This is a genomic window from Botryobacter ruber (assembly GCF_003347595.2).
In the GTDB taxonomy this organism is placed as follows: domain Bacteria; phylum Bacteroidota; class Bacteroidia; order Cytophagales; family Hymenobacteraceae; genus Pontibacter; species Pontibacter ruber_A.
This window is the reverse complement of the sequence record NZ_QCZK02000040.1, coordinates 86,164-98,821: the sequence shown is the minus strand read 5'-3', so window position 1 is coordinate 98,821 and position 12,658 is coordinate 86,164. Positions and strand designations below refer to the sequence as shown.

Annotated in this window: 8 protein-coding genes; 2 read left to right on the top strand and 6 right to left on the bottom strand. The window is 49.9% G+C overall.

Annotated features, from left to right (window positions below; genetic code table 11):
* Window positions 1-344 precede the first annotated feature (344 nt).
* The 6 genes from DCW36_RS12850 to DCW36_RS12830 form a co-directional block, all read right to left on the bottom strand.
* Window positions 345-1,637 carry a M16 family metallopeptidase gene (locus DCW36_RS12850; protein ID WP_114782746.1) on the bottom strand — a complete coding sequence of 431 codons (1,293 nt, stop codon included), beginning with the start codon at window positions 1,635-1,637 and terminating at the stop codon, window positions 345-347.
* A gap of 19 nt (window positions 1,638-1,656) precedes the next feature.
* Complete coding sequence (porV, locus tag DCW36_RS12845; RefSeq protein ID WP_114782745.1) at window positions 1,657-2,775, bottom strand: type IX secretion system outer membrane channel protein PorV; 1,119 nt, start codon at window positions 2,773-2,775, stop codon at window positions 1,657-1,659.
* 49 nt (window positions 2,776-2,824) lie between these two features.
* Window positions 2,825-6,700: a type IX secretion system sortase PorU gene (porU, locus tag DCW36_RS12840; RefSeq protein ID WP_240676169.1), complete on the bottom strand. Its 3,876-nt coding sequence runs from the start codon at window positions 6,698-6,700 to the stop codon at window positions 2,825-2,827.
* A gap of 117 nt (window positions 6,701-6,817) precedes the next feature.
* Window positions 6,818-6,931, bottom strand: coding sequence for a phosphoribosylformylglycinamidine synthase subunit PurS (locus tag DCW36_RS22880; protein WP_164891123.1), 114 nt, complete (start codon window positions 6,929-6,931; stop codon window positions 6,818-6,820).
* Window positions 6,928-7,632 (bottom strand): CDP-diacylglycerol--serine O-phosphatidyltransferase, encoded by a 705-nt coding sequence (gene pssA, locus DCW36_RS12835; RefSeq protein ID WP_114782743.1) that lies wholly within the window; start codon window positions 7,630-7,632, stop codon window positions 6,928-6,930. Before pssA ends, DCW36_RS22880 begins: the two co-directional genes overlap by 4 nt.
* A gap of 21 nt (window positions 7,633-7,653) precedes the next feature.
* A complete protein-coding gene (locus DCW36_RS12830; protein ID WP_114782742.1) occupies window positions 7,654-8,289 on the bottom strand; it encodes an MBL fold metallo-hydrolase in 636 nt (211 codons plus the stop codon).
* 86 nt (window positions 8,290-8,375) lie between these two features.
* Here DCW36_RS12830 and DCW36_RS12825 point away from each other — a divergent pair, with 86 nt between their 5' ends.
* Both DCW36_RS12825 and DCW36_RS12820 read left to right on the top strand, forming a co-directional pair.
* The gene (locus DCW36_RS12825; protein WP_114782741.1) at window positions 8,376-9,464 is read left to right on the top strand and encodes an NAD(P)/FAD-dependent oxidoreductase; all 1,089 of its coding nucleotides are present in this window, start codon (window positions 8,376-8,378) and stop codon (window positions 9,462-9,464) included.
* Between the two features lie 4 nt (window positions 9,465-9,468).
* A complete protein-coding gene (locus tag DCW36_RS12820) occupies window positions 9,469-12,654 on the top strand; it encodes a hypothetical protein (protein WP_114782740.1) in 3,186 nt (1,061 codons plus the stop codon).
* Window positions 12,655-12,658 lie beyond the last annotated feature (4 nt).

Genomic DNA, 12,658 nt, shown 5'->3' with positions numbered 1-12,658 from the left:
TCTGCTATTGAAGTTACTCTGTGCGATTCCTTCAACCTGCTTCTTAGCTGCTCAAAAAGTCTGCTGCTCCTGCCTCCATTGCCTCTGCTGCTGTTTCATGGAAGATGTGATACCAGATAGTAAAAAGTAACTTTCATTCCATAACCTCTTGTAGCTGACTTTTGTGCAGCTTGCCCACAAGTACCTTTCGGGATGCCAGGAGAGAGAATTCTCTGTGGAATTGCCTAATAGCATTCGAATAAATTGTTTGATATTGGTGAAGTGGTAAAATAGAAACTCTCAGATAAAAAAATAGCCCTTTACATGTGCTGCAAAGGGCTGCTTTAACCTGCTGTGATCTGTTCTTACTCCTTTTCTTTCTTTCTTCCGGCAATGGCGGTATGCAGTGAATCTAGCTGCAGGTACTGTTGTGCCAGGGCCTGAAGTTCCGGGGCTGTAACCGTTCTGATGGTAGTAAGGTAGGTATTATAGTAATCCTGGTGCAGTTTGTGCAGGACTATATTTTTGTATTTATCAGACTGGTCGAAGATGGTGATGAAGTCGTTTACAAATTTTCCCAGCATGTAGTTTTTCACAGTGTGCAGTTCTTCTTCCGGCACTTCTTCCTGCTGTAACTTTACAATCTCTTTTTTAATTTCTTCTATTGTATTCTCGGTTACAGCGTAGTTAACATCGGTGCCTATATAAAAAAGGCTATCATGCTCTTTGGGCGATATAACAGAATGAATACCGTATGTATATCCTTTGTCTTCGCGGATGTTGCGCATTAACCTAGAACCGAAGTACCCGCCCAGTATCTCGTTTAGCACTTTCAGCCGGAGGTAGTCCTCGTCCTGGTGCAGCGGAAAGCGTTTGCCCATACGTATGGATGACTGCAGGCTTTCCGGTATTTCTACCAGTTCCTCGTGTTGCGGTTTGGTGCTGATGACTGCTAGCGGCTTTTGCTCTTCAGAAGGGTTTTTCAGATCAAGCTGCTCCAATGCGGCTACAAGTTCTGTTTCCAACAATTCGCCTACATCGCCACAAACAAAAACATCCAGGTTGGCGGTATTGAAGTGCTCCTGGTAAAACTGCTTTAAGGTATCAAGCGACATACCCTCAAAAGCATTTTCTTCATAGCCGAACACGTAGGGGTGGTTGTCGCCGTAAATCTGTTTTGTAAAAGCATGTGTGGCTAAATAATTGTTTTTTTGCCGCTGTACTTTTACGTTCTGCGAGGTGCGTTGCTTGAGCAGGTTAAACTCTGCTTCCGGAAAAGTCGGGTTCTGAACGACATCGCACACCAGCGGCAGCAACTCTTTCAGGTACTTGGATAAGCAATAGAGGGTTAGTTCGGTGCGGTCGTAGCCATGGTTGTTTTCAAAAGATGCACCATAAAAAGCTACTTTATCTGCAATTTGTTTGGCCGTGTAATTTTTGCTTCCTTCCAGCAGCATTTTTACCGCCAGGTCCGATACGCCCGGCTTGGGCTCGAACCATTTCCCCGCCTTAAAAACAAAATCCAGCCTGATGACAGGCTGGGTTTCGTTGTGGATGATATGCAGCCTTGCGCCGTTCCGGAGGTGCTGTACCTGCGCAATCTGGAGCGTGACGGCATCTATTTCATATGTTTCAGGAGCTTGTTTTCTATCCAGCATTACGAGTAGTTAAGGTTTGTTATTCCAGGTTGAACATTAAACTGAAGCGCAATGTCTGCGCCAGCGGGTTGTTTTGCTCGTTTGGTATAAGGTAAGCCGCATCTATTCCAAATTTCTGATACCGGAGGCCAAGGCCAACAGATAAGAATTTCCTGTTTCCTTTTGTCGGGTTCTCGTAAAAATAGCCGGCCCGTGCCGCAAATAAGTCGTTGTACCAGTACTCGATACCGCCCGAGAAATTTACTTCTTTAAATTCTTCGCTGGCACCACCCTGCGCATCTCCAAACGAGGAGAAGATGGCGCTGATAACGCTTTGCGTGCTGTCGGCACCCGGAGACGGCACCAGGAGTTTATTGGCATCTACTGTAAAGGTCAGCGAGTTAAAGGCATCCATTTCGTATTTTACAGCAGTACCAACTTTCAGGTTAGTAGGCAGGAAATCTTTTTGCTCTGCATTCGTGTAAGACAGCTTTCCGCCAATATTGGAGATGCTGCCCGCTACGGCCAGATTGGTGTTCTGAGAAATATCCCGGTTATAGTAAATGCCAACATCTACTGCTGCTGTGTTGCCCGGCTTAGATTCGACATTACTCGGGCCACCGCTTACCTGTACATTACCGGCAAGGTTGGAGTGGATAAAACGGGCGCCAATACCCAGGCTGAGGTACTCGCTCAGTGCCTGGCCATAGGCAACTGAAAAGGTATATTCTTTTGGATTGAAATTCGGACCTATTTGCCTGTTTTCGTCGATAAACTGAATTTCGCCTAAGTCAAAATACATCATCGAAACCGACAAGGCAGAAGTTTCAGTTAATCTTTTGTAGCCGGACAGGTAGCTGAGCGACATATCGTCCACGATATTGCGCAGCCAGGGCGAATGCGAAAGACTAACGGCCACGTCCTGGTCTACAAAGCCCAGTTTGGCCGGGTTCCAGAAAGAAGCATTGGCATCAGGGGTAAGGGCCACACCGGCATCGCCGAGCGCTGCAGAGCGTGCATCAGGCGCAACAGTTAGTATAGGGATAGCTGTTGTAAGTGTCTCGCTACCTGTAATTGTGTTCTGAGCAAAGGCAGAAGTCGATGTTACAAAGGCAAGTCCAAGCAGTGCAGCCTTGAGTAATGTACTTTTTTTGTGCATATGGAATAGTTGATAACTCAATCAAATATAGGAATTCTAATGTATTGTTCTAATTTAAAATAACCAGTTTTTCAAATTTCGATGTTTTCGAACCATCCTGCTGCGACCGTACACTCACTTTATACACATAAACGCCCCGGGCCAGTATATCATTGTATTCATCCCGGCCATCCCAGGTAATTTCTGCAAGATGCGCTTTGCTGGCATAGCTCGTGGTTTCTAATGTTTTCACGAGTTTGCCGGAAATCGTAAATATCTGTACCTGTACTTCAAGGTTTTCGCCGGCACGGTTATGGTCAAAATGAAATGTCGTTCTGGTTGAAAACGGGTTAGGATGATTCAGCAAGTGGTTTAACGCAAGACCTGCATCATTAGATACGTAGAATTCCAGGTATTCTTCATTGGAGTTATTATGGGTGTCCCAGGCCTTTAACCGTAAAGAATGCGGACCAGGGGCAAGGTCCTGTAGCGAATACTTTACAGTGCCGGACTGGTAACTGTCTACATCGGCGGTGTAGTAGTCGTTTAGAACAATAAGGTTGTCTTTTGCTTCATCCAATACGGCTGTAATTTCATGGCCAATGCCTAAGCCTGCTGTGTTTATACCGTTTTCATCGGCTATTTTGGCGAGCAGTGTAGCCGTTTTCCCGGTAGTTCCTCCAAACACAAACGACTCATCGTCCATGAAAAGCCTTATTGTAGGAGGCACCTCGTCAGCAGCTACGTTTTTAGCAGAGCCTCCAACTATAATAGTATTGCTGGCGCCATGGGCATCCGTGCCGGCATTGCTGGCGTACAGGCTGATTTTGCCGGTTCCATAGTTATAAGCAATGTCTTTCGGCACTACAAAAGACACTTCGAACATTCCGTTTTTAACGGTAGCCTGCCCGTCGTACACAATGCTTTCGCGCAGTTTAATCGGTACAGGATAAGAGGTGTCGTCGCCAAACGTAGTGAGCGTGGTTTGTTTATCGTACACCGTCAGGTGCATTTTTCCGCCGAAATCACTGGCCAGCGAACCATTGGCCTGCTGCACCTGTCCGGTTATGGTTACTCTGCCTAAGGCACTCAAAGTGTCTGTGGCCGCGGCCTGCCCGTTTATTTTTGTAATCCGGGCCTCCAGTTCGGGGTAAGCCAGTTTTAGCGAAGGGTCGCCCAGCAGCGTAAAATTGCGGTTGTTAACATCGTTTAAGCTGTTATTTTTGGTAAGACGCATGATGTCGCCTAACAGCGGCATTTTGCCGTTGAGCGGAGTTAAGGCGCTCCAGAAAAAGTTACGGTTAAGCACCCGGTTGCTGTAGGCGTAAACAGGGCGTGTAGTTGTAAGCAGGCCAACAGTGCCTCCCTGATCGTTTAGCAGGCTTAGCTCTGCCCCGGAGGTTCTGCCCGGGTCGTCGTAGCGGCCAAAATCGCAGGTTGCCGTAAGCATAAAGGTAAGGTTGTTGCTGTTGCGCCAGTTGTTTATCTGCGGAATCGTAATCAGTTGCTCGCTTGCCAGGCTCACTTCGTTTCCGTGCCCGGTGTAATTAAGAATGAGCGAACCCTTCTCTACGGCTTTGTTTATGGCTGTTATCGCCTCCGGAGAGCGCTGCCCATTGGCTACAGCTATTTGCGGGTACAGGTCCACATATATTTTGTTGTTGTTGAATTTTTTGTGATCCTGTTCTACGTAGCCGGCCAGAAACTCGGCATCGTTCTGGTGTTCGTTGGTATCACCGTCGTCGGCTATAAACGTGATCTGGTTACGCCACTTTCCAAAATGGCTGGGGCTTTCGTAGGCCATAATTTTATCTGCCAGGGTGGCTGCATGTGCCGGTGTTCTGGCAGGCAACCGTCCTATGCCAATGTCAAGTAAATGATTGCCGAAGGAGCTCTCCTGCCACTCGCCCTCGTCATCGTCCAGGAAGCCGTAGTAATCTTCGGAAGAGTATGTTCTCAGCGGATTAAGCGACTCACGTGATTCGTAGATTGGTACAAAATTCGTGTTACCGCTGATGCGGTTTTTATAGTCGTAGGAGGCGTCGCCAAACAGGAGCAGGTACATTACATTGCTGCCGCTTTTATGGCTGCGGCCATACAGCATGCGCATAAAATCGCGGATAGCGGTTACATCCTGGGCCCCCGATGCAAATTCATTATACACCTGTGTGGTGGTAACTACGGTTACTTCCATATTGCTTTTCCTGCTGCGGTATTCCGCAAGGCGGTTCGCCTCCTGCAGAAAAGCGGGGTGCGTCAGGATGACAAAGTCGATGTTGCCATTCAGGTTAAGGGCATGCAGGTTCTGGTTGTTCACAAGGCCCAGTGTTGCCGGTTTAAATCCCGTATTACCCTTAAACACGACAAACTCCCGTAACAAGCTGGTTGGAGCACTGAACGTCAGGTCAGAACCTGCTGTAGTGGTTTCCTGTAAAACAGGCTGCTGTGGGTTGGTTACATCCCAAACGGTTGCACCTGCCGGTGTGCCTGCTATCCGGAATGTACTGGCGGGTGTTGTCAGGCTTTGTACAGACCGGAAACTGGTCTGGTCGCCGTACAGTTTCAGTTGCCGCTCCAGGTTTAGCTCCAGGTAATTAAGATAACCGGTAGAGGTCGTGCTGCCGCCAGTGCCAAAGGTTAAACCTACTTTTAGCTCCGATGCCTGGCCAAGCGCCTGCTGATTGATGGTGTGGGTTTGGGTACTGTTAACTCCCAGTGGATGATACTGGTAATTGCCTCTGCCGGGGATATACTGGGTGCCCAATACTGTGCCATTAAGCCTCACCGCAAAAGAGCAGGTAATGGGGGAGTTTGCCATCAGGAAAGAGGTCAGTTTTATATCGGACCCCGGTATAATATCAGAAACATTGAAGGCGAAATCGCGGGTTGTTGTAAAGGAGCTGAATTCTTCGCCATACCATTCTCTGCCCGATGATACCATGTTCTTTATATCCCGCTCATGGAAAAGCCGCTCATTGTAACTGGAAATGGTTTGAGCAGCCCCTGCCGCCTGTCCTCTGGAGGAAATGCGGGCGCCTTGCGTGCTGCCTACCCGCAGGAAGTAGTAAGCAGTATCTGTATAAAGGTTGTATTCGTGCTTAAACAGGTTCAGATTGGCATTATAGTTCCAGGTATGCGGCCCCTGCCCGTAGAAAAGCGCAAAATCGTTGTCGTCGAAGCGGCCGTCAGCCTCACCGGATACCCAGATGGCATTTTCGAGCAGGTCGTCGGGGCGGGGGGTACTGTTGGCTTGTGGCAGCATGCCGCCTCCGTTGCCATACACCTGGATTGTTTTGGGGTCCAACCCCTGTGTGTTGATGCCAAGGGCCTGCAGGGTGGCTTTGTCTATTTTATAAATACCTGTGGTGGTGATCCCTAGTTTGTACCAGGTGCCTGAGTTCAGGACAGAGGATGTTTTGTTTGAGTTGGATGCGCCTGCAGCCGAGCTTACCCGCATGTTACCGGAACCGGTGGCACTGTTGCCGGAGGTGTGGGTATAACTGAAACTTACCAGCTTCTCCGGTTGGCCCGACTGCGGGTTCCTGCGAACAGGCATAATCGCCACCGTGCTAACCGGGTGTTTGTTTTCTGTGCCGTGGCTAATACGAACAGCAGGTTCTGCCGGAATGTTTTTTGCCTTGAAAAGCTTCTGGTCTTCGGCAGAGAAAGGCTGGTATTTGGCATGCTGCAGCTGAAAGCTGTTCAGTTGGTTGCCCTCGAACCGGAGTTGGTAGTAAGGGAGTCCTTCGGTATAATCAAAACTGGCTCCCTCAAAAGCCGGTATTTTTTCAGAGAGGCCCGGAGCAGGAGGTAACTGTTCATAACCCTGCCAGTTCAGGTCTACGGTAGCAGGCGTTGCTGTTTGTGCTGTTGCCCCATCTGTAAGTAGGCCTACCAAAAAGAGCACGCACACAAAAAACAGTCGGGAAGGGGAAAGCCACATCATAAAATTGGGTCAGGATTAAATAACAAAGCCCTGGCTCCCGGAATAGGATCAGCCAAAGTATCATTATTAAATTATTAACAAAAAAATAGCTGCATTATTGCAGTAGAATCAACAATTTTATTGCAGCTGTAGTTCATAGGTGTACGATTCCATGATCGGGTTCGCCGGAAGCGTATTACAGATCCTCTCTTTCTCTTTAGCGGTTTCTTCTGTTCCGGCACTTAATCTCATAAATGGGATGGCTTTTTTATGAAAGACAACACCACATACAGTACGATAATAAGCGGTATTGCTGCGAATTTAAAAAGAGCCAGCAAAATGACGGATAATCCCAGGAATATAAACCGGACGGCGTTTTCTTTCCAGCTCAGGTTTTTAAATTTTAAGGCAAACAGCGGCAGTTCGGCTACGAGTAAGTAAGAAAAAACGACCGTAATAAGCAGCAGCACCAGGGGGTTCAGGATAACTCTGTCGTACAGCAGGGGCGTTTGCGCCAGGATAAGCGGAAGCGAGGCTACAAACATAGAACAGGCAGGGGTAGGCACTCCGATAAAGGAAGTAGTCTGGCGGGTATCTATATTGAACTTGGCCAGGCGCAGCGCCGAGAAAACAGTTATCAGGAAACCGGCAAAAGGCAGCACCTGCTCCGGAACGCCCAGTGCACCGGTACCGGCTCTGGTAAACAGGCTGAACATAATAGTGCCGGGCACAACACCAAACGAAACCATGTCGGCTAACGAGTCGAGCTGCTTGCCGATCTCTGAATACGCTTTCAGCAGGCGTGCCAGCATGCCATCCAGGAAATCAAAAACAGCGGCTATAATAACCATGTAAGCAGCGTATACCAGCTTATCGTTAAAAGCAAAGTACAGGGCCAGGCAACCGGCAAACAGGTTCAGGCAGGTGATGGTATTGGGGATATGCTTCTTCATTAATATCAGGTGCCGGCGCGCTTAACGTAGAAAAGGATTGTGTTTTTTCTCGTACCCGATGGTCGTTTCCGGTCCGTGCCCGGGATATACCGTTACCTCCTCCGGAAGCGTGAACATCTTGGTTCGGATGCTGTTGAGAAGCGTGTCGAAGTCGCCGCCGGGAAGGTCGGTGCGGCCTATGCTTTGCCGGAACAGTACATCGCCCCCGATGCAAACTTTTTCCTGCTCATTATAAAAAACCACATGTCCGGGTGCGTGACCCGGTGTAAAGAGCACCTGCAGTGTTGTGTTGCCAAACGTAACAGGATCGCCTTCTTTCAGATAGGATGAAGGAAGCGTTTCGGAATACATCGGAAAGCCATAGGCAGGAGCATAAGCCGGTACAGACCGGAGCGTGGGCAGGTCCTGTTCGTGTATCTCCAAACCCACGCCATAGGTGTCGGCTACAAAGGTATTGCCGAGTACATGGTCGATGTGGCAATGGGTGTTGAGCAGCTTTACTACTTTCAGGTTGTGCTGTTCGATATAGGCTTTAAGTTCTGCCTGTTCGTGTTTTTCGTAACAGCCCGGGTCTACTACAACGCACTCGCCGGTGCTGTCGTGGAGCAGGTAAGTGTTTTCCTGGAAAGGGTTAAATGTAAGGCAGGTAACCTCCATATATTTTTTGGTTTGTTTCGCAATAATGCCTGCAATATTGGCTTCTAAGTTACAAAATTCAGCTGTACTTGTTGTAAATTGCCCAAATGAATTACGATTTTATAGTTGTTGGCCACGGGCTAGCAGGAGCCATTTTAGCTTACACGCTGCGCAAACAGGGGCAGCGGGTACTGGTAATTGATGAACTGAAACCGAACTCAGCGTCTAACGTGGCAGCAGGCCTGGTGAACCCGGTGGCGGGCAAGCGGTTTGCAAAATCGTGGCTGGCCGATACCTTTATTCCCTTTGCCGATGCTTTTTATAAGGAACTGGAAGACCATTTCCGACAGCCGCTCTACTTTCATCAGCCCATCTATAAAATATTCTCTTCTGTAGAAGAGCAGAACAACTGGATGGGGCGCAGTGGCAATGGTGGCTGGAGCAGTTATATAAAAGAGACCCGCGTAAGCAGTACCGGCGACCCGCTGCTGCAGGACCCCTATGGCGGCATCCTGATTGAGCAGGGAGGGCACCTGGAGGTGGCGCGCACGCTGGCCCTGCTACGGCAGGAACTGGAGCAGGAAGGGGCGCTGCTGTCCGAAAAATTTCAGTTCGACCAACTGGCGCTGACCGAAACCGGCGTGACGTATAAAGGCTTCCGGGCAAAGCACATCATCTTCTGCGAGGGCTATCAGGTCATACACAACCCCTTTTTCAAATGGCTGCCCCTGCAGCCTACCAAGGGCGAGGTGCTGGAAGTGGAGACGGAGAAATTTGAAACCGAATGCATCTATAACAAAGCTGTTTACGTTCTTCCTATGGGAGGAGGCGTATTTAAAATAGGGGCTACCTATAACTGGCGCGAGCCGGATGAGCAGCCTACACCAGCCGGCCGGGAGGAACTGTCAGAACGCTTTTCCCAGATTACCGCACATCCATTTACCGTAAAGAACCACTGGGCCGGCATCCGGCCTGCTGTGCGTGACCGGCGTCCGCTTATCGGGCAGCACCCGGAGCACCCGCAGCTAAGTGTTTTTAACGGCATGGGCTCGAAAGGCGTGCTGATGGTACCTTATTTAGCCAGCCTGTTTGCAGATGCACTGGCAGGTAACGCAGAACTGCTGCCCGAAGTAAATATTACAAGATATTTTTCGTTATATTACAGTTACGTAAAAAACTCAAATCAACAAACCTAAGCGCATGCGTTTATATACATGGTTATTGCCGCTGTTTGTGCTTTGCTTACTGGGCAGCGGCACGTTGCAGGCACAGCCCGGCCGCGATACTTTTGGGAGGAACCGTATCCAGTACAAGAACTTTGACTGGCGGTTGTACAGCACTCCGAATTTCAATGTTTACTTCTATAAAGGAGGGGATAAAACAGCGCGACATGCCGCCGAGTATGCCGAGAAGGAACTGAAGCGGATCACTAGCCTGATTGGCTATTACCCGTACTCCAAAATTACCTTCCTGCTCTACAACTCGCCAACCGACCTGAAGCAAAGCAACATTGGCCTGAGTAACGACCAGTTCGAAACCGGCGGAGAAACCCTCTTCCTCAAAAATAAAATTGAGCTGGCCTTTGAAGGAACACAGACTGAGTTTAAGCGTGACCTGAGCTACCGCCTTACCGAACTGCTGCTGAGCGACATGATGTATGGCGGCAGTTTAAAAGAAGCGCTCCAGAGCAGCTACCTGCTGCGCCTGCCCGATTGGTTTGTAAGCGGTGTGGCCGCCTATACCGCCGAAGGGTGGAGCATACCAATGGATAACTATGTGCGCGATGTGCTGCTCAGCAACCCGAAGCAGCGCCCCGAACTGTTTCTGAAAAACAACCAGGAACTCGCCGGCCACTCCATCTGGAATTACATTGCCGAACGCTATGGCTATACAGCCATCCAGAATATACTGAACCTGACCCGCATTACCCGCGATGTGGAGATTGGCATTACCAGCAGCCTGAACATCCCCTACAAGCGCTTCCTGCAGGAGTGGTACAGGTACTACTCCCAGATAAACACGCGTGCTGAAAACCCGCTGGTGGAGCTGCCGGATAACAAGAAACTTTTCCAGAAAAACAGGAAAGGTATTTACTATTCCGAGCCTGTCCTGAACCCGGCCGGCAACTTGCTGGCCTACGTGGAAAATGATAAAGGCAACTATAAGATAATTGTACAGGACGTGCGCAGCAAGCGCGACCGCGTGGTGTGGAAAGGCGGCTACAAAATGCTGGACCAGGAGGTAGATTATAAGCTGCCGGTGCTGGCCTGGCGTAACAACAACCAGTTAGGGTTTATAGAGGCACGCAGGGGGCAGATGGTGCTGCGGCAGGTAAAAGCCGGCAGCGGCGTTTCTGTTATCCCTTTTTATGATGATTTAACCACGCCTTCTGCTACGTTGCCGCAGTTTTCGCAGGTGCAGGACATGAGCTATTCCGAGGATGGCCGGAACCTGGTGGTGAGCGCCATCCGGGACGGGCAATCGGATATTTACCTGCTGAGTGGCGCCGGCAGGCTGGAGCAGCAGCTTACAAACGATATTTTTGACGACGTAAACCCGGTATTCCTGAAGGGAACGGAACAAATTGCTTTCAGTTCTAACCGCTGGGCTGATACGGCGGTTGCCGTTGCCCAACCCGGTTTTACGGATGTGGTAAATAACTACGATATCTTCCTGTTGCAAAGAGCAGGCCGTGATGTGGAGGTAAGGCAGCTGACAAGCTCGATTGCCAGCGAAGTGCTTCCGAGGGCCACCGCCGACGGCAACCTGGTATACCTGAGCGAGGAAAGTGGTGTCAGGAGCCTGTACTTCTACAACCTGGCTACCGGCGAAAAGAAACCGCTCACCAACTTTGTTCAGAACATCGAAAACTACGATTTTAAGAGCAGTACCAATACGCTGGCGCTCGTTGCCAAAGACCAGGCGCAACGGTTTGTGTACCTGCTGCCCGATTTTAGTGCCACCACCTTAAATGAGCTTCCGAAAACGGCGCGGCAGGTTATCCTGGAAACCCGTGCCCGCAATGCGGCCGCTCCTGCCGCAGGCGCTGCTACTCAAAAGCTGCTCGAAGACAAAACCACCACCACACCGGCCAAGCCTAAGCGGGAAGGTGAAGTAAACATCGACAACTACCAGTTTGATTCCGATAAAACCACCGCTGCCCAACCCGAGAAAACAGTGGTGCGGCGGCCAACTTCTGCACCGGGCGCCCAAATAGCCGGTCCGGTGGATTATGATCTCCGCTTTAGTGTGCACGAGATTATCACCTCGGTGTATGCTGATCCGCTGTTAGGTTTTGGTATTGTGGCCGGCGTAAACATGAGCGATCTGTTCGAAGACCACCACATCAGCGGAAGCGCCTTCGTGAAAACCGACCTGGAAACAAGCCGCTTCAGTTCAGAATACATGAACCTGAAACGACGCTACGATGTAGGGGTGCAATTTAAGCGCGATGTTATTGTTACCGAAGAGCAGAACCTGCGGCTCCGCCTGGCCAAGCACGAGGTGTCGCCGGTGGTGGTGTATCCGCTTAGCCACAGCACCAGCTTCCGGTTAAAGCCTACCTTTGTGAACGCCCGCTTTACTACCGTAACAGAATTTTCGGTGCCCGACAGTGTGAACAATTTTGGAGGCGGTACACTGGAGTTCGTGTACGATAACTCCATTGCAACAGGCGTAAACATGCTGGAAGGAACCCGTATGAAAATCGGTTTCCTTACCTTGAATGGCTTTGAAAATTCTGCAGCAAACTTCAGTAAATTCTACTTCGATTTGCGGCGTTACCAGAAGATCCACCGCGAAATTATTCTGGCGGGCCGCCTGAGCTATGGCGCCTTCTACGGCAATGCCCTCAAAAGCTTCCTGATTGGCGGGATGGATAACTGGCTTTTCCCGGATGAGGACGAAGCCTCGGAGGCCAACGACGTGATTGTGCGCGGCCCTGCCGACATCTTCTACCTGCAGTATGTGTTGCCTTTGCGCGGGTTCAATTTCAATACCCGCACCGGAAGCAAGTACATGATGGGTAACCTGGAACTGCGGGTGCCAATTGTGCAGTACCTGTACGATGGGCAGATTGGTTCCGGCTTTTTGCGCAACCTGCAGCTCACTTCTTTTGTGGATGCCGGTACCGCCTATAACGGCAACAACCCCTTCACGGGAAATAACTCCATCAACACGCGTATTGTGGGGGGCGAAAATACAACCGGTAGTAACCCGTTTGAAGTTACCGTTATCAACTACCGCAACCCGTTCCTGGTGGGCTACGGCTTTGGCGCCCGCTCCACGCTCTTCGGGATTTACGGTAAACTGGATGTTGCCTGGGGCGAAGATGACTTCAGGCGCGTAGGACCTAAGTTTTATGTAACCTTAGGGTACGACTTTTAACCCG

Coding starts and splice junctions, on each gene's coding strand:
- pssA (WP_114782743.1), bottom strand. CDS start 7,632: ATGAAGAAGCATATCCCCAATACCATCACCTGCCTGAACCTGTTTGCC.
- DCW36_RS12825 (WP_114782741.1), top strand. CDS start 8,376: ATGAATTACGATTTTATAGTTGTTGGCCACGGGCTAGCAGGAGCCATT.
- porU (WP_240676169.1), bottom strand. CDS start 6,700: ATGATGTGGCTTTCCCCTTCCCGACTGTTTTTTGTGTGCGTGCTCTTT.
- DCW36_RS22880 (WP_164891123.1), bottom strand. CDS start 6,931: ATGAGATTAAGTGCCGGAACAGAAGAAACCGCTAAAGAGAAAGAGAGG.
- DCW36_RS12820 (WP_114782740.1), top strand. CDS start 9,469: ATGCGTTTATATACATGGTTATTGCCGCTGTTTGTGCTTTGCTTACTG.
- porV (WP_114782745.1), bottom strand. CDS start 2,775: ATGCACAAAAAAAGTACATTACTCAAGGCTGCACTGCTTGGACTTGCC.
- DCW36_RS12830 (WP_114782742.1), bottom strand. CDS start 8,289: ATGGAGGTTACCTGCCTTACATTTAACCCTTTCCAGGAAAACACTTAC.
- DCW36_RS12850 (WP_114782746.1), bottom strand. CDS start 1,637: ATGCTGGATAGAAAACAAGCTCCTGAAACATATGAAATAGATGCCGTC.